Origin of the sequence: Streptomyces sp. NPDC057010 (assembly GCF_042673805.1) — a bacterium.
Classification (GTDB): Bacteria; Actinomycetota; Actinomycetes; order Streptomycetales; family Streptomycetaceae; genus Streptomyces.
This window is the reverse complement of record NZ_JBHUSC010000018.1, coordinates 1-20025: the sequence shown is the minus strand read 5'-3', so window position 1 is coordinate 20025 and position 20025 is coordinate 1. Positions and strand designations below refer to the sequence as shown.

Sequence of the window (20025 nt, the reverse complement as noted above, 5' to 3'; positions counted from 1 at the left end):
GCGTCGCCGTTCGCCGGAACCGCCCTTCAGAGCGGCACGCCGGCGCCGTCGGCCGCGAACGGGGCGCCGTGGCCCGGCACGATCACGTCGGCGGCCGCCACCACCCGCCGCCGGGAGGCACGCAGCAGCTCGCGGTCCGGGGCGACGGGGTCGTCGGCCGGGCCGTCCGCGTGCCACCACAGGTCGCCGGCGAACGCCACGACGCCCGATTCCGTGCCGGCGAGCAGGGTGATGTCCTCGGCGCTGTGCCCCGGGGTGCGGATCAGCCGCAGTGAGGGCGTGAGCTCGTAGCCCTCCGCCTCGCGGTTCGTCCACTGGTCGCCCCGGTACTCCACCTTGTGGTCGTGGATCCGGGCGCGGCCGAACAGGCCCACGTTGACGGTGTTGTCGGGGTGGTGGTGGCTGAGCACCACGTCGGTGATGTCGTCGGGGCCGAGCCCCAGCTCCGCGAGCGGGCCGAGGATGTGGTCGCGGTCGGCCACCATCCCCGGGTCGAAGATCACGTGCCGGCCGGCGTCGGAGACGTAGCTGACGGTGGCGGCGACTCCGGGGCCGGTGGAGCCGACGTAGCCGGTGGTCAGGACGGTGTACACGGCGCTGCGGCCGAGCGGGGTCTCTGTCATGACGATCATCCTTCCGCCCGGACCGGCCGCCCACGAGTGGCCGTGCTGCCACCGATCGCAGGAAATGTGCCACGCGGCGCGTGCCTCCTGGCACACTGCCCGCATGCCCGCCTTCACGACCGTCGCCGCCTACGCCCCGTCCGGTGTCGGCATGCTGGCGGTGGGGGTCGTCGCCGAGGTGTTCGGCCCGCGCGCCGAGGGGCTGCCCCGCTTCGACTTCGCCCTGTGCGCCGACCGGCCGGGCCCGGTCGCCACCGACCTCGGCGTGCCGCTCGCCGTCGCCCACGGTCTGGAGCGGCTGGCCACCGCCGATCTCGTACTGGCCCTGCCCGGGGCCGACTTCCGTACGCCCCCGCCGCCCCCCGTGCTCGACGCCCTGCGCGCCGCGTACGAACGGGGAGCGCTGGTCGCGGCGCACTGCGTCGGCGCGTTCACGCTCGCCGCGGCCGGCCTCCTCGACGGCCGCCGCGCCACCACCCACTGGCGGTTCGCCGCACTGCTGGCGGGCCGCCACCCGGAGGTCACCGTCGACCCCGACGCCCTGTACGTCGACGAGGGGCGGATCATCACGGGAGCCGGGGCCGCGGCGGGCTTCGACCTCTGCCTGCACCTGCTGCGCCGGGAGCACGGGGCCGCGACCGCCAACGCCATCGCCCGCGACCTGGTGCTGCCCTCGCACCGGGACGGCGGGCAGGCCCAGTACCTGGCGGCACCCGTCCCGGAGGACTGCCGCGACGAGCGCCTGGCCGAGGTGCTCGCCTGGGCCCGCGAGCACCTCCACGAGCCGCTGCCCGTCGCGGAACTGGCCCGGCGCGCCCTGATGAGCCGGCGCTCCTTCGCCCGCCGGTTCACCGCCGCGACCGGCACCACCCCGCACACCTGGCTCCTCAACCTGCGGCTCAGCCGCGCCGAGGAGCTCCTGGAGACCACGGACCTGCCGGTCGAGGAGGTCGCCCGCCGGGTCGGCTACGGGAGCGCGGCCGTCCTGCGCGAGCAGTTCGTACGCCGCCGGGGCGTGCCTCCCCGCGCGTACCGCCGCTCCTTCACGCGGACGCCCGCCCCGAGTGGTTCCAGTGCTCCTGAAGGGTCCGCACCGCCTCGGTGATCGCGGGCCGGCGGGCGGCCCCGGTCCGCCACAGGGCGTACAACCGGCGTACGGGCCCGGGCTCCAGGGGCACGGCCACCGCGCCCGGGGGCAGCCCTCCCGTGCCCAGCCGGGGGACCACCGCCACCCCGAGGCCGGCCGCGACCAGGGCCACGATGGTGTGGTTCTCCTCCGCCACGTGCGCGATCTCGGGCTCGAAGCCGGCCGTGCGCATCGTGCGGACCAGCCAGTCGTGACAGACCCGCCCGGGCGGCTGGCACACCCACCGCTGGCCGCCGAGGTCCGCGCGGCGGATGACCTGCCGCCCGGTGAACGGATGCCCCTCGGGCACGACCAGGTCGCAGAGGTCGTCCCCGATCACCGCCTGCTCGATGCCCTCGGGGGCCGGCAGCGGCGCGATGTCCCAGTCGTGGGCCACCGCCAGATCGGTGACGCCGCGGGCCACCAGATCCACCGACAGGTGCGGATCCACCTCGGTCAGGCGCACGTCGAGCGCCGGATGACGGCGGGCCAGATCGGCGAGCACCCCCGGCACCAGGCCGCGCGCCGCCGAGGCGAACGCGGCCACCGTCAGCAGCCCGCTCGGCTGCCCGCGGCGCTCCTCCAGGGTGGTCTCGGCGCGCTCCACGATCGCCAGCAACTCCTGCGCGGTATCGGCCAGATGCCGGGCCTCCTCGGTCAGCGCGACCCCGCGGCCGCGCCGCTCCAGCAGGGTGGTGCGGGTCTCCCGCTCCAGCTTGGAGATCTGCTGCGAGACCGCGGAGGGGGTGTAGCCGAGGGCGGCCGCGGCGCCCGCGACCGAGCCGTGGACGGAGACGGCGTGCAGGGCGCGCAGCCGGGCGAGATCGAGCATGGCCCCATCGTGGCAGCCTCGAGCATTCGTAAGCAATGCTTCATCCATCGCAGAAGAGATTCGCGCTGGTGCTACACGGTCGGGGCGCCGATGCTCGGATCATGCGTCCCGTACACACTGCTCTCGCCGTGCTCGTAGCCGCCGTCTGGGGCTTCAACTTCGTCGTCATCGAGATCGGACTCGACCACTTCCCTCCCCTGCTCCTCTCCGCCCTGCGCTTCCTCGTCGCCGCCCTGCCCGCCGTGTTCTTCGTCGGGCGGCCCAAGGTCGCCTGGAAGTGGATCCTCGGGGTCGGCGCGGCGCTCGGCATCGCCAAGTTCGGCTTCCTCTTCACGGGCATGGCCGCCGGGATGCCGGCCGGGCTGTCCTCCCTCGTCCTTCAGATCCAGGCCGTCTTCACCGCCGTCCTCGCCGCCGTCGTCCTGCGCGAACGGCCCGGCCGGGTACGGGTGCTGGGCATGGCCGTGGCACTCGCCGGGATCGGGGTCGCCGCCGTGGACCGCGGCATCTCCGGGCCGGTGACCGGCTTCGTGCTCGTCGTCGCGGCCGCCGCCTGCTGGGGCGTGTCCAACGTCCTGACCCGCAAGGCCGCCCCGCCCGACGCGCTCAACTTCATGGTGTGGGTGTGCACGGTGCCGGTGCTGCCGCTGTTCGCGCTCTCGCTGCTGCTGGAGGGGCCCGAGCGGGACCTGGCCGCGCTGCGCGCCCTGGACTGGTCCGGGGCGGCCGTCATCGGCTACGTCGCCTGGATCTCCACCGTCTTCGGCTTCGGCGCCTGGGGCTACCTGCTGCGCCGCTACCCGGCCTCCTCGGTGGCGCCGTTCTCACTGCTGGTCCCGGTCTTCGGGATGTCCTCGGCGGCCCTGGTGCTGGGGGAGTCCGTCTCGGGGCTGCGCTGGCTGGCGGCGGTGCTCCTGGTCGGCGGGGTGGCGCTCACCTCGCTGGCGCCCGCTCGGGCCTCGAACCGTACGGGGGTCGGTTCGGGCGTCAGCGCGGGGAGTTCTCCTGCAGCGGCAGCCGCCAGTCCTGCCCCGTGAGGGCGACCCCGTACGAGCGGTGCGGGCGCTCGGCGACCAGGGTGAAGCCGGCGCGCAGGTAGAGGGAACGGGCAGAGGTCAGCACGTCGTTGGTCCACAGCACCAGTTCGCGGTAGCCGACGGACCGGGCGAAGGCGACGACGGCGTCGACGAGTTGCGTGCCGATGCCGTGGCCGCGGCCCTGCGGGTCCACGAGGAGCAGCCGCAGCCGGGCGGTGCCGGGTGCGCCGTCCTCCCGTACGCACATCACCGAACCGACCGGGCGGCCGTCCAGTTCGGCGATCCAGACCCGCTCCAGGTACGGGTCGTGGTCCTCGGCGAAGTCCGCGACGATCCGGGCCACCAGGCCCTCGAACTCCGCGTTCCAGCCGTATTCGGCGGCGTAGAGCGCGCCGTGCCGCTGCACGATCCAGCCCAGGTCACCGGGCTCGGGATCACGCAGGCGCACCGGGCCGGCGGGGGCGTCCTTGGGCGTGTCCATGGCGCCCGAGGATAGCGCGGGGGGCGGCGCCGGGGGATGGGTCGTGGTTCCCGGGGCGCCGTTCACCCGTACGTGTTACTTCTTGCCGCCCATGATCTGGCCCAGCAGGTCGCCCAGGTCGAGGCCGCCCTCGGCCGGGGCCGCGCCCGCGGTGGGGGCGCCGGCGCCCGCGCCCTTGCCGGCGGCCGCGCGCTTGGCGAAGACGGCCAGCAGGACCGGGATCAGCATCTCGATGACCCGGGCGATCGTGGGGGCGGGGATGCCGGTCTTCTTCGAGACGGCGTTGGCCACGGGCTTGCTCACCTTGGCGAGCACCCCGGCCATCATCCCGCCGCCGAGCAGACCGCCCAGGCCGCCGCCGAGCGTCGACACGCCCTGGAGCGGCGTGTCCGCCACCTCCGCGAAGGCCTGGCGGACCTCCGCGCCGTCGTCGTCATCGGCGCCGGCCTTCTGGTGGAGGTCGCCGGTCATGGCGCCGACCGTCTGCGCGACGGTGTCGCGGGCGCCGTTCGCGTCGGTGCCGAGCAGTCCCGCGATCTCGGTCAGCTTGTCGTCGCCGAGCTCGTTGAGGACGTCGTCCTGGAATGAAGGTTCGCTCATGCCGGAAACGCTACTTCTGCGATGATTTGACGGCACCTCGGGCAGACGCCGGGTAATGGAAAAGTAAAGCTGTGGTTCCGGGTGCAACCCTTCGGACGGATCGCGGGTCGTATGGTGCGTCGGCACTTCCGGGAGGGGATCTGGGGGGATCGGGAAGTCCGGCACGGGAGGGGTAACCGTGATGGGGGTCCGGCCGCGAGGCTGGACCCCCTTCTGGTTTCCCACCCGCCTTCCGCCGGCTTCCGCCCCGGTTGCCCACAGGGCTGACGCGCTGTCGGAGCCGGACGGTAGCTTCGGGGCATGGCAACCAACGGGGCTGTGCAACTGGCGGTGGTCGAGGGGGTGCTCGAGCGCATCACCTACGCCAACGAGGAGAGCGGGTACACCGTCGCCCGCGTCGACACCGGCCGTGGCGGGGGAGACCTGCTCACGGTCGTCGGCGCCCTGCTCGGAGCCCAGCCCGGCGAATCCCTGCGCATGGAGGGCCGCTGGGGCTCCCACCCGCAGTACGGCAGGCAGTTCACGGTGGAGAACTACCGCACGGTCCTGCCCGCCACCATCCAGGGCATACGCCGCTACCTCGGATCCGGCCTGATCAAGGGCATCGGCCCGAGGATCGCCGACCGCATCGTGGAGCACTTCGGCACCGACACCCTCGACGTGATCGAGGCCGAGCCGAAGCGGCTGATCGAGGTGCCCGGGCTCGGCCCCAAGCGCACGAAGCTGATCGGCGCCGCCTGGGAGGAGCAGAAGGCCATCAAGGAGGTCATGGTCTTCCTCCAGGGCGTCGGCGTCTCCACCTCCATCGCGGTGCGCATCTACAAGAAGTACGGCGACGCCTCCATCTCGGTGGTGAAGAACCAGCCCTACCGGCTCGCCGCCGACGTCTGGGGCATCGGCTTCCTCACCGCCGACCGCATCGCCCAGGCCGTCGGCATACCGCACGACAGCCCCGAGCGGGTCAAGGCCGGGCTCCAGTACGCCCTGTCCCAGTCCACCGACCAGGGGCACTGTTTCCTCCCCGAGGAAAGGCTCATCGCCGACGGGGTCAAGCTGCTCCAGGTGGACACCGGGCTGGTCATCGAGTGCCTGGCCGAGCTCGCCGCCGACCCGGAGGGGGTCGTACGGGAATCCGTGCCGGATCCGCAGGGCGGCCCGGACCCGCTGACCGCCGTGTACCTGGTGCCGTTCCACCGGGCCGAGCTGTCACTGGTAGGGCAGGTGCGCCGGCTGCTGCACGCCGAGGACGACCGGATGCCGGGCTTCCGGGACGTGGACTGGGACAAGGCCCTGGGCTGGCTCGCCGGGCGGACGGGAGCCACCCTCGCCCCCGAGCAGCGGGACGCCGTCAAGCTGGCGCTGACCCGCCGGGTCGCCGTCCTCACCGGCGGGCCCGGCTGCGGGAAGTCCTTCACGGTGCGCTCGATCGTCGAGCTGGCCCGGGCCAAGAAGGCCAAGGTGGTGCTGGCCGCGCCCACCGGCCGGGCGGCGAAGCGGCTGGCCGAGCTCACCGGGGCGGAGGCCTCCACGGTGCACCGGCTGCTGGAGCTCAAACCGGGCGGGGATGCGGCCTACGACCGCGACCGGCCGCTGGATGCCGACCTGGTCGTGGTCGACGAGGCCTCCATGCTGGACCTCCTGCTGGCGAACAAGCTGGTCAAGGCGGTGGCACCGGGTGCCCACCTGCTGCTCGTCGGGGATGTGGACCAGCTGCCCTCCGTCGGCGCCGGGGAGGTGCTGCGGGACCTGCTGGCCGAGGGCGGGCCGGTGCCCGCGGTCCGGCTGACCCGGATCTTCCGGCAGGCCCAGCAGTCGGGCGTGGTCACCAATGCCCACCGGATCAACACCGGGGTCCTGCCGATCACGGACGGGCTGCCGGACTTCTTCCTCTTCCCGGAGGAGGACACCGAGGCGGCCGGGGCGCTCGCCGTGGACGTGGCGGCCCGAAGGATTCCGGCCAGATTCGGGCTGGACCCGCGCCGCGACGTCCAGGTGCTCGCGCCCATGCACCGCGGCCCGGCCGGGGCCGGAAACCTGAACGGCCTGCTCCAGCAGGCGATCACGCCCGCCCGGCCGGACCTGCCCGAGAAGCGGTTCGGCGGCCGGGTCTTCCGGGTCGGTGACAAGGTCACCCAGATCCGGAACAACTACGAGAAGGGCGCCAACGGTGTCTTCAACGGCACGGTCGGCGTGGTCACCGCCCTCGACCTCGACGAACAGCGCCTGACGGTCCGGACGGAGGAGGACGAGGAGGTCGGCTACGAGTTCTCGGAGCTCGACGAGCTGGTGCACGCGTACGCCGTCACCATCCACCGCTCCCAGGGGAGTGAATATCCGGCGGTCGTGATCCCGGTCACCACCGGCGCTTGGATGATGCTCCAGCGAAATCTGCTCTACACGGCGGTGACGAGGGCGAAGAAACTGGTCGTCCTGGTCGGGTCCCGCAAGGCCCTGGGCCAGGCGGTGCGTACCGTTTCCGCAGGCAGGAGGTTCACGGCGGTGGCGCCCAGGCTGTCCGGCCGCATACCGGTGGGAAACATCACCTAGATGATCGATCATTTGGGGTTCCACCAACAGGTGCGGAGGGGGCAGGATGAGCAGCTTGACGGCACTGAGTGCCGTCGGAAGCACCAAACGCCGACCCCGAGTGCACTCTCCTGCGCCAAATGGGGGAAGGTAGAGGCAGTCAGGGCACCTCGAAGAAGAGGCACTACGTCGGTGAGGGATGACGTGAGCGACAACTCTGTAGTACTCCGGTACGCGGACGGTGAATACACCTACCCGGTGGTCGAGAGCACCGTCGGTGACCAGGGCTTCGACATCTCGAAGCTGCGGGCCCAGACCGGGCTCGTCACCTTGGACAGTGGCTACGGAAACACCGCGGCCTACAAGTCCGCGATTACCTACCTCGACGGCGAGCAGGGCATCCTGCGTTACCGCGGTTACCCGATCGAGCAGCTGGCCGAGCGTTCGACCTTCATCGAGGTCGCGTACCTGCTGATCAACGGTGAGCTGCCGACCGTCGACCAGCTCGCGTCGTTCCGCAACGAAATCACCCAGCACACGCTGCTGCACGAGGACGTCAAGCGCTTCTACGACGGCTTCCCGCGCGACGCGCACCCGATGGCGATGCTGTCCTCCGTGGTCAGCGCACTGTCGACGTTCTACCAGGACAGTCACAACCCGTTCGACGAGAAGCAGCGCCACCTCTCGACGATCCGGCTGCTGGCCAAGCTGCCGACGATCGCGGCCTACGCGTACAAGAAGTCCGTCGGCCACCCGGTGGTCTACCCGCGCAACGACCTCGGCTACGTCGAGAACTTCCTGCGCATGACCTTCTCCGTGCCGGCCCAGGAGTACGACCTGGACCCGGTCGTGGTCTCGGCGCTCGACAAGCTGCTGATCCTGCACGCGGACCACGAGCAGAACTGCTCGACCTCCACCGTGCGCCTGGTCGGCTCCTCGCAGGCGAACATGTTCGCCTCGATCTCGGCCGGCATCTCGGCGCTGTGGGGCCCGCTGCACGGCGGCGCCAACCAGTCCGTCCTCGAGATGCTGGAAGGCATCAAGAACGACGGCGGCGACGTCGACGCCTTCATCCGCAAGGTGAAGAACAAGGAAGACGGCGTCCGCCTGATGGGCTTCGGGCACCGCGTCTACAAGAGCTTCGACCCCCGGGCGAAGATCATCAAGGCGGCGGCGCACGACGTCCTCTCGGCGCTCGGCAAGAGCGACGAGCTGCTCGACATCGCGCTGAAGCTGGAAGAGCACGCGCTGGCCGACGAGTACTTCGTCGAGCGCAACCTCTACCCGAACGTGGACTTCTACACCGGCCTGATCTACCGGGCCATGGGCTTCCCGACGGAGATGTTCACCGTGCTGTTCGCGATCGGCCGCCTTCCCGGCTGGATCGCCCAGTGGCACGAGATGATCAAGGAGCCGGGTTCCCGCATCGGCCGCCCGCGCCAGATCTACACCGGCGAGGTCCTGCGCGACTTCGTGCCCGTAGAGGCCCGCTGACCCGAGGCCCGCTGACCCGAGGTCCGCTCACGCGCCTGCGAAAAGCGCCCCGCCGTCGATCCCCCCACGGGTCGACGGTCGGGGCGCTTTCCTTTCCCCGGTACGGATTCCCCCCACGGGACCCGCGCCGGGGCGTCGGTGTGTGCCGGGACCCGTTCGGGTCGGGAAGGCCGCTCAAAGCTTCCCACGGCCACGCGTCCCGGCCGGCAGATGCCCCGGTCGTCCCCCAAGACTTCCGTGGAACGTCCCCCAAGACGTTCCCGGGCATCGCCCCATTAGACCCGCGACGACCCCGGATGGTTACGTTGCGATCACTGTGATCTGCGTCTCCTGTGAAGGAAGCGTGTGCTCCGTGCGGAGAAGGCCCACTAGCGGAACGAACGCAACCGCAGGCTGTTGGTCACCACGAAGACCGAGGAGAAGGCCATGGCGACCCCCGCGATCATCGGGTTGAGCAGTCCGGCGGCCGCCAGCGGCAGGGCCGCCACGTTGTAGCCGAAGGCCCAGAACAGGTTGCCCTTGATCGTGGCCAGGGTCCGGCGTGACAGCCGGATCGCGTCGGCCGCGACCCGCAGGTCCCCCCGTACGAGGGTCAGGTCGCCCGCCTCGATGGCCGCGTCGGTGCCGGTGCCCATGGCCAGGCCCAGGTCGGCCTGGGCCAGCGCGGCCGCGTCGTTGACCCCGTCGCCGACCATGGCGACCGTACGGCCCTTGGCCTGGAGGCCGCGTACGACATCGGCCTTGTCCTGCGGGAGCACCTCGGCGATCACCTCGTCGATGCCCACCGCGCGGGCCACCGTATCGGCGACCGCCCGGTTGTCGCCGGTCAGCAGGACCGGGGTCAGCCCGAGCGCCCGCAGCCGGGCGACCGCCTCGGCGCTGGTCTCCTTGACCGCGTCCGCGACGGTCAGGACCCCGCGCGCGGCACCGTCCCAGGCCACCAGGACGGCGGTGCCGCCCTCGGCCTCGGCGGCCGCCTTGGCCTCCTTGAGGTCGGCGGGCAGGTCGATCGACCAGTCGGCCAGCAGCTGTTCGCGGCCCACGAGGACGGCGTGTCCGTCGACCACGCCCTGGACGCCGAGGCCGCCGCGGTTCTCGAAGCCCTCCGGGACCGACAGGGCCCCGGCCCGCTCGGCGGCCGCCGTGGCGACGGCCCGCGCGATCGGGTGCTCGGAGGCGTGCTCCAGGGACCCGGCCAGGCGCAGCAGTTCCGCTTCCCCGACGCCCTGGGCGGTGTGCACGCCGGCCAGGGTCATCCGGCCGGTGGTGACGGTTCCGGTCTTGTCCAGGACGACGGTGTCCACGCGACGGGTGGACTCCAGCACCTCGGGGCCCTTGATGAGGATGCCGAGCTGCGCGCCCCGGCCGGTGCCGACCATCAGCGCGGTCGGGGTGGCCAGGCCCAGGGCGCACGGGCAGGCGATGATCAGGACGGCCGCGGCGGCGGTGAAGGCGGCGGTCGGGTCGTCGGTGATCAGCAGCCAGATGACCCAGGTGCCCAGCGCGAGCGCGAGGACGACGGGCACGAAGATCGCGGAGATCCGGTCGGCGAGGCGCTGGACCTCGGCCTTGCCGTTCTGGGCCTCCTCGACCAGCCGGGCCATCCGGGCGAGCTGGGTGTCGGCGCCGATCCGGGTGGCCTCGACGACCAGGCGGCCGGAGGCGTTGACGGTGGCGCCGGTGACGGAGTCGCCCGCGGTGACCTCGACGGGGACGGACTCGCCGGTCAGCATGGAGGCGTCCACGGCGGAGCTGCCCTCGACGACGGTGCCGTCGGTGGCGATCTTCTCTCCCGGGCGGACGACGAACCGGTCGCCGACCGCGAGCGCGCTCACCGGGATGCGCACCTCGCGGCCCGCCCGCAGGACGGCGACCTCCTTGGCGCCCAGTTCCATCAGGGCCCGCAGGGCCGCGCCGGCCTTCCGCTTGGAGCGGGCCTCCAGGTAGCGGCCGAGGAGGATGAAGGAGATGACTCCGGCCGCGACCTCCAGGTAGATGGCGGAGGAGCCGTCCGTACGGGAGATGCCGAAGGTGAACTCGTGACGCATGCCGGGCATGCCGGCGTGGCCGAAGAACAGGGCCCACAGCGACCAGGTGAAGGCGGCGAGCGTGCCGACGGAGACCAGGGTGTCCATGGTGGCGGCGCCGTGCCGGGCGTTGGTCCAGGCGGCCTTGTGGAAGGGGAGCCCGCCCCAGACCACGACGGGGGCGGCGAGGGTCAGCGAGAGCCACTGCCAGTTGTCGAACTGGAGGGCAGGGACCATGGCGAGCAGCACGACCGGCAGGGCGAGGGCGGCGGAGACGACGAGCCGTTGGCGCAGGGCGGCGAGCACCCGGTCCGGGGCCTCTGCTTCCGCTCCCTCCTCGGTGGCCGTCTCGGTGGCGGGCGGGGCGGGCGGAGGAGGCTCTTGCGCGGTGTAGCCGGTCTTGACGACGGTCGCGATGAGGTCGGCGACCTGGACGTCCCCGGTGTAGGAGACGTGGGCCTTCTCGGTGGCGTAGTTCACCGTGGCCTCGACGCCGTCCATCCGGTTGAGCTTCTTCTCGATGCGGGCCGCGCAGGAGGCGCAGGTCATCCCGCCGATGGTGAGCTCGACCGCCGTTATGGGTCCGTCGTGCACTGTGCTGGTCATGTTCCGGCTCCAGAGGGGAGGGCGGGCCGGGCCGTACGCAACCAGTATGAGCTGGTCGCGTACGGCCCGGCGGGATGTTGCCCGTGCTGCGGGTGGTGCGGGCGGCGCGGGTGCCGCCGGGTGATCAGGCCTCGGCGAGCTCGTAGCCGGCCTCGTCCACGGCGGCGCGGACGTCCTCGTCGGCGAGCGGGGCGGCGGAGACCACGGTGACCTCGCCGGTCGCGGCGACGGCCTTGACCGAGCTGACGCCGGGCAGGGCGGAGAGCTCCTTGGTCACCGAACCCTCGCAGTGCCCGCAGGTCATGCCGGTCACGCGGTAGACGGTGGTGGTCAGGGTGTCCGTCTCGGCGGTCATGTCGTTCTCCTCTTCAGGGGCGTATCCGGTCGCGCGGGGGAGGCGGTGGATGGCTCCACTCTCTCCCGACACTCAGAGACTATACCCCTAGGGGGTATTAATGCGAGTGTCGGGCGCCCTTCTTTTGGGATGCCGATATTCCCGAAGTGTACGTAAATGGCCTCTATGGATCATCCGGGAACGTTCGTTCTGATCATGGTCGTCGCCGTCCTCGCGCCCCTGTTCGCGTACGCCGTCGCGCGGTGGCTGCCCGTCCCCCTGGTGATCTTCGAGATCCTCCTCGGCGTCCTGATCGGGCCGGACGTGCTCGGCTGGGCGCACACCGGCCAGGTGGTCGACGTACTGAGCCGGCTCGGGCTCGCGATGCTGATCTTCCTGGCGGGCTACGAGATACGGTTCGACCAGGTCAGGGGGGACACCCTCAAGAGGTCGGTGTGGGCCTGGCTGATCGCCCTCGCGCTGGGGCTCGGGACCGGGACCCTGCTCGCCCACGGCGGCGGCTTCGAGAAGGGCGTCTACGTCGGCACCGCGCTCACCAGCACCGCGCTGGGCACGATCCTGCCGGTACTGCGGGATTCCGGGGACCTGCAGAGCAGGTTCGGCTCCGTGATGATGGCGATGGGCTCCATCGGCGAGTTCGGGCCGATCATCGCGATGGCGCTGCTGCTGAGCGGGCGGGCGCCGGCGCGTTCGGCGGGGCTGCTCGCCGCCTTCGCGGTGCTGACCGCGGTGGCGGTGCTCTGGGCGCTGCGGCCCAAGCCGCCCTGGTTCTCGCGGGTCATCGCCAAGACCCTGCACAGCAGTGCGCAGTTCGCCGTCCGGCTGGTGGTCCTGCTGCTGGTGGCGATGCTGGCGCTCGCCCAGGTGCTCGGGCTCGACATCCTGCTCGGGGCCTTCGCGGCGGGGCTGATCACCCGGCTGGTGCTCCAGGGGGCCGCGCCGGAGAGCAGCGAGACCGTGCTGTCGAAGGTGGAGGCCATGGGATTCGGCTTCCTGGTGCCGCTGTTCTTCGTGGTCACCGGGATCGAGTTCGACCTGGAGGCGCTGCTCGCCGGCGGGCGGGTGCTCCTCCTGCTGCCGGTGTTCCTGGTGCTCTTCCTGGTCGTCCGGGGCCTGCCGATGTGGCTGCTGGCGCCCCGGGACCTGGGGCGGCGCGACCGATCGGCGCTCGTGCTCTTCGGGTCCACCGCGCTGCCGCTGGTGGTGGCGATCACCACGCTGGGGGTGGAGGACGGGATGGTGGAGCCCGGGGAGGCGGCGGCGCTGGTGGGCGCCGGGATGCTGTCCGTGCTGGTGTTCCCGCTGGTGGGGCTGCGGCTGCGGGCGGGTGCGCGAACGGGGGTGGAGGCGGGGGTGGAGCGCGGGCGTCCGCGGCGGGTCAGCGGGGAGGAGTCGTGGTGACCATCGGCTCCACGTAGCGCAGCAGGACGGTCTTCAGCTCCGCGATGTACGCCTCGCGTTCGGCTCCCTCGTGGGCCAGGATCAGGTCCAGGGACGCCTTGAAGATGCCCAGGATCATGTTCGAGCTGTGGGCGAGCTCGGCTGGCGTGGCCCCGGGGGTGAGGGTGCGCAGGGCGCCCTCGACCCGCCCGAGCATGGTGGAGTGCAGCTCCTCGTGCTCCCGGTCGATGCCGGGGATGCCGGAACCGTGCATGAGGGCCCAGAAGGCCGGGTTCTCGCAGTTGAAGGCGATCAGCGGGTCCAGGACGGCGTCCAGCAGCTCGGGCAGCGGGCGGCACAGGTTCTCGGGCAGGAACGCCTGCCCGTGCGTCTCCTGGGCGCGGTGGAGCAGCTGGCCGCCGAGCTCCATCGCGATGGCCTCCTTGTTCGGGAAGAACTGGTAGAGCGTGCCCGGCGATACGCCGGCCTCGCGCGCGATGGCGTTCGTGCTGGCGGCGGCGTAGCCGGTACGGCAGAACACCCCGGCGGCGGCTGCCAGGAGCTGGCTGATCCGGCGCTCGCCGCGGGCCTGGCGGCGGCGCGGGGCGGCCGCGGCGGTGTCACCGTTTTCACCTGTTCCGGCGGATTTGTCCTTGGCGGTCCCCGGCATGTCCAATCCCTTGCTTCCCGTGGGTGATTGACAAACGCGAGAGATCGCTCGCATTCTGAGGGAACGCGAGCGACTGCTCGTGTTTGCCAGTCTATTCGGCCTGGCAATCACGGTGAAGGGGACACCGAGTCATGTCCGAAGTCAAAAATCCACCGTCGTCCGGGGGAGAGCGGCCCGGGAAGGGCGGCAGGTGGACCCGGTTCGTCACGGCCCGGCCGCGGCTCTCGCTGCTGCTCGCGCTCGTGGTCACGGCGCTGGCCGTGTTCGCGGGCGGCGGCGTCGCCGAGCGGATGAGCAGTGGCGGCTGGGAGGACCCGGACGCCCAGTCCACCTACGCCGCCGCGGCCCTGGAACGCGAGTTCCCCGCCTCCCAGCCCAACCTGCTGCTGCTCGTCGATGCCGCGGAGGGCGTCGGGGCCGCCGGGGTGGACGATCCCGCCGTCGCCGCCGAGGCGGAGCGGCTCACCGCGCAGCTCGCCACCGAAGAAGGGGTCGTCGGCGTCGGCTCGTACTGGCGCACGCACCTGCCCGCGCTGCGCTCCGAGGACGGCCGGCAGGCCCTGATAGCCGCCAGGGTGCCGGGCGACCAGAAGGCGGCCACCGAGGTGCTGGAGCGGATCGCCCCCCGCTACCGGGGCGACCACGGGCCGGTGCGGGTCTCCCTCGGCGGACCGGTCGCGGTCCAGCACGAGGTGACCACGACCATCCAGGAGGATCTGCTGCGCGCCGAGCTGATCGCCCTGCCGGTCACCCTCGTCCTGCTCGTCCTCGTCTTCGGAAGCGCCGTCGCGGCCCTGCTGCCGCTCGGCGTGGGCATCGTGGCCATCCTCGGCACCAACGCGGTGCTGCGCGGACTCACCGAGTTCACCGAGGTCTCCGTCTTCGCGCAGAACCTGACCACCGCGCTCGGCCTCGGACTCGCCATCGACTACGCGCTGTTCATCGTCCGCAGGTTCCGCGAGGAGCTCGCGGCCGGCCGGGACCCGGCCGGCGCCGTCGGGGCCACCCTGCGCACCGCCGGGCGCACCGTGCTGTTCTCGGCGCTGACCGTCGCGGTCGCCCTCTCGGCGATGGCCTTCTTCCCGATGTCCTTCCTCCGCTCCTTCGCCTACGCCGGAGTCGCGGTGGTCCTGCTCGCGGCGGCGGCCGCGCTGATCCTGCTGCCGGCGGCCCTCGTGCTGCTCGGCGAGCGGGTCAACTCCCTGGACCTGCGGCGGCTGTGGCAGCGGCGATCCGCGCCCGGTGCCGCTCCTGCCGGCACGGCGGAGCCGGGGCGGGGCTGGGGCCGGGCGGCCGCACTGGTGATGCGCCGGGCACCGGTGTTCGCGGCGGCCACCACAGCCGGACTGCTCCTCCTCGGACTCCCCTTCCTCGGCGTGAAGTTCGGCACCGTGGACGACCGGCAGCTACCCGAGTCCGCCGAGTCGCATGTGGTCCAGCAGCACATCCGGGACGCCTTCCCGGGCAGCCCCGGCGGCGGGCTCACCGTGCTCGCCGAGGGAGCGGCCGGCCCCGCCGAGCTCGCCTCCTACCGGGACCGGGTGGCCGCGCTGCCGGGGGTGGTCCGCATCGACGGCCCGGTGAGCACCGGCGCCGGGGCGCGCTCCGCGTACTTCTCGATCACCGCCGAAGGCGAGGCGGTGGGCCGGCAGGCCCAGGATCTGGTCGGCGCGGTGCGGAAGGTCGATGCCGGTTTCAATACCTCCGTGGCAGGACAGGCGGCGAGGCTGGTCGACACCCAGAAGGCCATCGCGGACGCGCTGCCCGCCGCGCTGGCCCTGGTGGTGCTGGCCACGCTGCTGCTGGTGTTCCTGCTCACCGGGAGCCTGCTGATACCGCTCCAGGCGGTGCTGCTCAACGCGCTGAGCCTGACCGCGATGTTCGGGGCGGTGGTGTGGGTCTTCCAGGAAGGGCACCTCTCCGAACTGCTCTCCTTCACCTCCACCGGGGACATCGAGACCACGCTGCCCGTGCTGATGTTCTGCATCGCCTTCGGACTGTCCATGGACTACGGGGTGTTCCTCATATCCCGCATCAAGGAGGAGTACGACCGGACCGGGGACCACGAAGGCGCCGTGCGCGCCGGTCTGGCCCGCACCGGCGGACTGATCACCGCGGCGGCCGTGATCCTGGCGGTGGTGATGGTGGCCATCGGTACCTCGCGGGTGACCAACACCAAGATGCTGGGCCTCGGGATCGCGCTGGCGGTGCTGATGGACGCCATGGTCGTCCGCAGCCTCCTGGTCCCGGCGGTCATGAAGCTGACCGGCAAGGCCACCTGGTGGGCACCGGGCCCGCTGCGCCGCCTGCACGAGCGGATCGGCCTCAGCGAGGGCGAGTCGCCGCAGCCGCCGGCGGAGGCGGAGCACCGGGAACCGGTCCCGGCAGGGGCCCGGTAGGGCCCGGTAGGCCGCTGGGGACGGGGCCGGCCGGTCCCGTCCCGGGGGTGGGGGAGCCGGGGGGTCAGTCTTCGCGGCGGCCCCGGTTGCCGGGCCGGCGCGCCACCCAGGCGCGGACGGTGTCGGCATACCAATAGGGCTTGCCGCCCTCCACATGATCGGGTGGAGGGAGCAGCCCGTGCTTGCGGTAGGAGCGCACGGTGTCCGGCTGGACCCGGATGTGGGCAGCGATCTCCTTGTACGACCACAGCTGTCGGTCGCTCATGACGACACCTCCTTGTCCACGCCGCGGGGCCGGCCGGGAGGCCGTCGGGGGAGCCGGCGCGCGGACACTGACGATCACTCGGGGTTCTGCCCGGGGGAACGAGGCCGGGTGAGCGCAGGGGAGGGGCTGTCGACCGCCTGTGACGGAAGACCCGTGTAATGCGGACATGCGTGACACAAGGGCGACCCCTGTGACAGACGTGGCACAGGGGTCGCACGGGGGGAAACGGAACGCCGGGGAGGATCAGCGGTACAGGGCCGGCTTCTCCGCCAGCTCCACCAGGGTCCGTACGCCGCTGCGCGCGGCCGCCAGGCCCGCCTCGGACACGGCGGCCGCGGCGTAGCCGTCCCACGCGTCCGGGCCCGCCACCCGGCCCCGCGCCGCCGCGGCCACCCAGCTGCGCAGCTGCCGGTCGTAGGCGTCGGCGAAGCGCACCGTGAAGTCCTGGTCGATCGCACCGCCCCAGCGGCCCCCCGACTGCACCACCATCGCGTGGCCGTCACCGATCCGGGCGCTGCCCGACTCGCCGACCGCCTCACACTGCACCTGGTAGCCGAAACCGCAGTTCACGAAGATCTCCACGTCGACGACGGCCCCGCCGGAGGTCTCCAGCAGCACCAGCCGGGGATCGCGCAGCCCCTCGGGGGCGGCTGCCGTGGAGGCCGGGGAGAGCACCGTGACGGCCGTGACCTCCTGCCCCAGCAGCCAGCGGGCCGCGTCCACTTCGTGCACCACCGAGTCGCTGATCAGCATGTCGCTGGTGAAGAAGGACGGCGAGGAGGCGTTGCGGTGCCGGCAGTGCAGGAAGAGCGGCCGCCCGATCCCGCCCGCGTCCAGCAACTCCTTGAGGCGCTCGTACTCGGCGTCGTACCGGCGCATGAACCCCACCTGGACCAGCCGCCGTCCCAGCCGCCGCTCGGCCTCCATGATCCGCAGGGCTCCCTCCGGGTCCGGGGTGAGCGGCTTCTCGCACAGCACCGGCAGCTCCCGCGCCAGCGCGTGCCCGATCGCCTCCTCGTGGGCGGGCCCGGGGGAGGCGATGAGCACGGCCTGCACTCCGGGCGCGGCTATCGCGGCCGCCGGGTCGGTGTACGCGCCGGCCCCGTGGAGGCCGGCGGCGACCTCCTTGACCCGGTCCCCGTCCGGGTCGGCCACGGCCACGACCCGGGCCCCGCCGACGGTCCGGCCGATCCGGCGGACGTGGTCCGTTCCCATCTTCCCGGTGCCGATCACGGCGATGGCGAGCGTGCTCATGTCGTATCCCTCCCGGGGAGTCAGCGGGCGCCGCAGGAGCGCAGGTAGTCACGGGTGCGGCGGGCGATCGGCAGCGGCCGGTCCGGCTCGCAGGGGTACATGTCCTGCTCCACGATGGCGAACAGGTCCACGCCGAGCCGCTGGGCCGCCGCCAGCACCGGTTCCAGGGCGGGCACCCCCGAGGGCGGTTCGCACATCACCCCGCGGGCCACGGCCGGGCCGAAGGGCACCTGCCCGGCGACGACTTCGGCGAGGATCCGCGGATCCACCTGCTTGAGGTGGAGGTACCCGATGCGCTCGGCGAAGGTCTCGATCGCCTGGACGCTGTCGCCGCCGCAGTACGCGTAGTGCCCGGTGTCCAGGCACAGCGAGACGAGGCCGGGGTCGGTGGCGTCCAGGAAGCGGGCCACGTTCTCAGGGGTGTCGATGTGCGTGTCGGCATGCGGGTGGACCACGATCCGCAACCCGTACCGGTCCCGCACCTCACGGCCCAGCCGCTCGGTCTGGGCGGCCAGTTCCCGCCACTGGCCGGGGGTGAGGGTGCGGTCCTCCAGCACCTCTCCGGTCTTGTCGTCCCGCCAGAAGGAGGGGATGACCACGAGATGCGCAGCCCCCATGGCCTCGGTGAGCGCCGCGATCCGCGACACGTGCTCCCAGGTGTCCTCCCACACGGCGGGCCCGTGATGGAGTCCCGTGAAGACGGTTCCGGCCGAGACCCGCAGTCCGCGTTTGGCGGTTTCCTCGGCGAGTCGGGCGGGATCCGTGGGCAGATACCCGTAGGGGCCGAGCTCGATCCACTCGTATCCCGCGTCGGCGACCTCGTCGAGGAACCGCTCCCAAGGGGTCTGCCGGGGGTCGTCGGGGAACCAGACACCCCAGGAGTCCGGAGCCGATCCGATGCGGATACGGGTCAACGCGGGCGGGGAGGACGTCATGGCGGCCACCTTAGGGTGCGAGACGAAATGGGAGGTCCGACTGTGACCGGCACAGGCACCGGCGATCCGTTCGCGTTCGACCTGATCACGATGGGACGGATCGGGGTGGATCTCTACCCGTTGACGACGGGCGTAGCACTGGCGGACGCGGACACCTTCGGCAGGTTCCTGGGCGGCTCCCCGGCCAACGTGGCCGTCGCCGCAGCCCGGCTGGGGCGGCGCGTGGCGATGATCACCCGTACCGGGGCGGACCCCTTCGGGGCGTATCTGCGGGCGGAGCTGCGGGGGTTCGGGGTGGACGACCGGTGGGTGGCCGAGGTCGCGGACTTCCCCACCCCGATCACCTTCTGCGAGATCTTCCCGCCCGACCGCTTCCCGCTGTACTTCTACCGGCTGCCGAAGGCTCCCGACCTGGAGATCGCGGCGGAGGAACTGGACCTGGCGGCGGTACGCGACGCGCGGGTGTTCTGGATGACGGGGACCGGCCTGAGCGAGGAGCCCTCGCGGGCGGCCACACTGGCGGCGCTGGAGGCCCGGGGCCGCTCCGGGACGACCGTGTTCGACCTGGACTGGCGGCCCATGCTGTGGCGGGAGAAACCCGGGCCGTACTACGAGCGGGCGCTAGCCGGGGCGACGGTGGCCGTCGGCAACCTCGAGGAGTGCGAGATCGCCACGGGGGCGGCCGAGCCGTACGCGGCGGCGAGGGCGCTGCTCGCCGCCGGCGTGGAGCTGGCGGTGGTCAAGCGGGGGCCGGAGGGCGTGCTGGCGGTGCACCGCGACGGGACGGTGGCGGAGGTGCCGCCGGTGCCGGTGGAGGTGGTGAACGGGCTGGGGGCCGGGGACGCGTTCGGCGGCGCGCTGTGCCACGGGCTGCTCGCGGGGTGGGGGCTGGAGCGGGTGATGCGGTTCGCCAACGCGGCCGGGGCGATCGTGGCTTCGCGGCTGGCGTGCTCGTCGGCGATGCCGTTCCCGGACGAGGTGGAGGAGGTGCTCGGCCGTGCCGGTGGTTGCTGAGTGGGGGATGGAGTGGACGAGGCTGGTCGTCCTCGACCTCGCTCCGGGGGAGTCCTACGCACACCGGTGCGGGGAGTCGGAATGGATCGTGCTCCCGCTCTCGGGCCCCTGCCAGGTCCGCTGCGCGGAGCCTGGCGTGCCGGGTGATGCGGAGCCGGGACACCGGGGCCCCGCCCCGGGCCCCGCGCCTCAAACGCCGGCGGGGCTGGATGTGGCGGGGCCTGGTGGTTCGGTGCGGGCTACCGATCGGGGCTCCGCCCCGGGCCCCGTGCCTCGAGCGCCGGCGGGGCTGGATGGTGTGGCGGGCGCGGAATTGCCGCTGCGCGGCAACCCGGCCGCCGCGCCACCTGGCGGAGAGGGCGCGCGGAGCGCCGTTCCGGCGGCGTCGGGCGGGGCAAATC

The 20025-nt window shown here is 72.4% G+C and carries 16 protein-coding genes and 1 pseudogene; 7 read left to right on the top strand and 10 right to left on the bottom strand.

The window, feature by feature from the left end; all coding sequences use genetic code 11:
- Positions 1-26 precede the first annotated feature (26 nt).
- Complete coding sequence (locus ACFTXQ_RS17545; protein ID WP_382641641.1) at positions 27-623, bottom strand: MBL fold metallo-hydrolase; 597 nt, start codon at positions 621-623, stop codon at positions 27-29.
- Between the two features lie 103 nt (positions 624-726).
- Here ACFTXQ_RS17545 and ACFTXQ_RS17540 point away from each other — a divergent pair, with 103 nt between their 5' ends.
- The gene (locus tag ACFTXQ_RS17540) at positions 727-1728 is read left to right on the top strand and encodes a GlxA family transcriptional regulator (RefSeq protein ID WP_382641639.1); all 1002 of its coding nucleotides are present in this window, start codon (positions 727-729) and stop codon (positions 1726-1728) included.
- Here the strand turns inward: ACFTXQ_RS17540 and ACFTXQ_RS17535 are convergent.
- Entirely contained in the window at positions 1667-2581 is a 915-nt protein-coding gene (locus ACFTXQ_RS17535; RefSeq protein ID WP_382641637.1) for a LysR substrate-binding domain-containing protein, read from the bottom strand. The genes ACFTXQ_RS17540 and ACFTXQ_RS17535 overlap by 62 nt on opposite strands.
- A 101-nt stretch (positions 2582-2682) precedes the next feature.
- Between ACFTXQ_RS17535 and ACFTXQ_RS17530 the strand changes: the two genes are divergently transcribed.
- Positions 2683-3618, top strand: coding sequence for an EamA family transporter (locus tag ACFTXQ_RS17530; RefSeq protein WP_382641635.1), 936 nt, complete (start codon positions 2683-2685; stop codon positions 3616-3618).
- On the opposite strand, the pseudogene ACFTXQ_RS17525 reads toward ACFTXQ_RS17530, so the two are convergent.
- Positions 3569-4066: pseudogene (locus ACFTXQ_RS17525) on the bottom strand (GNAT family N-acetyltransferase); the annotation flags it as partial. The gene ACFTXQ_RS17530 and the pseudogene ACFTXQ_RS17525 sit on opposite strands and share 50 nt — an antisense overlap.
- 108 nt (positions 4067-4174) lie before the next feature.
- Positions 4175-4699 (bottom strand): DUF937 domain-containing protein, encoded by a 525-nt coding sequence (locus ACFTXQ_RS17520; protein ID WP_382641633.1) that lies wholly within the window; start codon positions 4697-4699, stop codon positions 4175-4177.
- 300 nt (positions 4700-4999) lie between these two features.
- Between ACFTXQ_RS17520 and ACFTXQ_RS17515 the strand changes: the two genes are divergently transcribed.
- On the top strand, positions 5000-7246 hold the full coding sequence (locus ACFTXQ_RS17515; protein ID WP_382641631.1) for an ATP-dependent RecD-like DNA helicase: 2247 nt from the start codon (positions 5000-5002) through the stop codon (positions 7244-7246).
- A 183-nt stretch (positions 7247-7429) separates the two neighbouring features.
- A complete protein-coding gene (locus ACFTXQ_RS17510; protein WP_031149943.1) occupies positions 7430-8719 on the top strand; it encodes a citrate synthase in 1290 nt (429 codons plus the stop codon).
- A 368-nt stretch (positions 8720-9087) separates the two neighbouring features.
- Here ACFTXQ_RS17510 and ACFTXQ_RS17505 read toward each other — a convergent pair whose 3' ends face one another.
- Both ACFTXQ_RS17505 and ACFTXQ_RS17500 read right to left on the bottom strand, forming a co-directional pair.
- The gene (locus tag ACFTXQ_RS17505; RefSeq protein WP_382641629.1) at positions 9088-11352 is read right to left on the bottom strand and encodes a heavy metal translocating P-type ATPase; all 2265 of its coding nucleotides are present in this window, start codon (positions 11350-11352) and stop codon (positions 9088-9090) included.
- Between the two features lie 124 nt (positions 11353-11476).
- Positions 11477-11707 (bottom strand): heavy-metal-associated domain-containing protein, encoded by a 231-nt coding sequence (locus ACFTXQ_RS17500; RefSeq protein WP_382641627.1) that lies wholly within the window; start codon positions 11705-11707, stop codon positions 11477-11479.
- Positions 11708-11872: 165 nt separating this feature from the next.
- On the opposite strand from ACFTXQ_RS17500, the gene ACFTXQ_RS17495 reads away from it, so the two are divergent.
- Positions 11873-13108: a cation:proton antiporter gene (locus tag ACFTXQ_RS17495; protein ID WP_382641625.1), complete on the top strand. Its 1236-nt coding sequence runs from the start codon at positions 11873-11875 to the stop codon at positions 13106-13108.
- Here the strand turns inward: ACFTXQ_RS17495 and ACFTXQ_RS17490 are convergent.
- Positions 13086-13757, bottom strand: a complete 672-nt coding sequence (locus tag ACFTXQ_RS17490) for a TetR family transcriptional regulator (RefSeq protein ID WP_382641623.1) — start codon at positions 13755-13757, stop codon at positions 13086-13088. The two genes, ACFTXQ_RS17495 and ACFTXQ_RS17490, sit on opposite strands and share 23 nt — an antisense overlap.
- A 131-nt stretch (positions 13758-13888) precedes the next feature.
- Here ACFTXQ_RS17490 and ACFTXQ_RS17485 point away from each other — a divergent pair, with 131 nt between their 5' ends.
- Positions 13889-16156, top strand: a complete 2268-nt coding sequence (locus ACFTXQ_RS17485; protein ID WP_382641621.1) for an MMPL family transporter — start codon at positions 13889-13891, stop codon at positions 16154-16156.
- Between the two features lie 64 nt (positions 16157-16220).
- On the opposite strand, the gene ACFTXQ_RS17480 is transcribed toward ACFTXQ_RS17485, so the two are convergent.
- The 3 genes from ACFTXQ_RS17480 to ACFTXQ_RS17470 all read right to left on the bottom strand — a co-directional run bounded on the left by ACFTXQ_RS17480 (position 16221) and on the right by ACFTXQ_RS17470 (position 18610).
- On the bottom strand, positions 16221-16421 hold the full coding sequence (locus ACFTXQ_RS17480; protein ID WP_030710687.1) for an AlpA family transcriptional regulator: 201 nt from the start codon (positions 16419-16421) through the stop codon (positions 16221-16223).
- Positions 16422-16664: 243 nt separating this feature from the next.
- Positions 16665-17675, bottom strand: a complete 1011-nt coding sequence (locus ACFTXQ_RS17475; protein WP_382641619.1) for a Gfo/Idh/MocA family protein — start codon at positions 17673-17675, stop codon at positions 16665-16667.
- Positions 17676-17695: 20 nt separating this feature from the next.
- On the bottom strand, positions 17696-18610 hold the full coding sequence (locus tag ACFTXQ_RS17470; protein ID WP_382641617.1) for a sugar phosphate isomerase/epimerase family protein: 915 nt from the start codon (positions 18608-18610) through the stop codon (positions 17696-17698).
- Positions 18611-18652: 42 nt separating this feature from the next.
- Here ACFTXQ_RS17470 and iolC point away from each other — a divergent pair, with 42 nt between their 5' ends.
- Entirely contained in the window at positions 18653-19624 is a 972-nt protein-coding gene (gene iolC, locus ACFTXQ_RS17465) for a 5-dehydro-2-deoxygluconokinase (protein WP_382641615.1), read from the top strand.
- Positions 19625-20025: the final 401 nt, after the last annotated feature.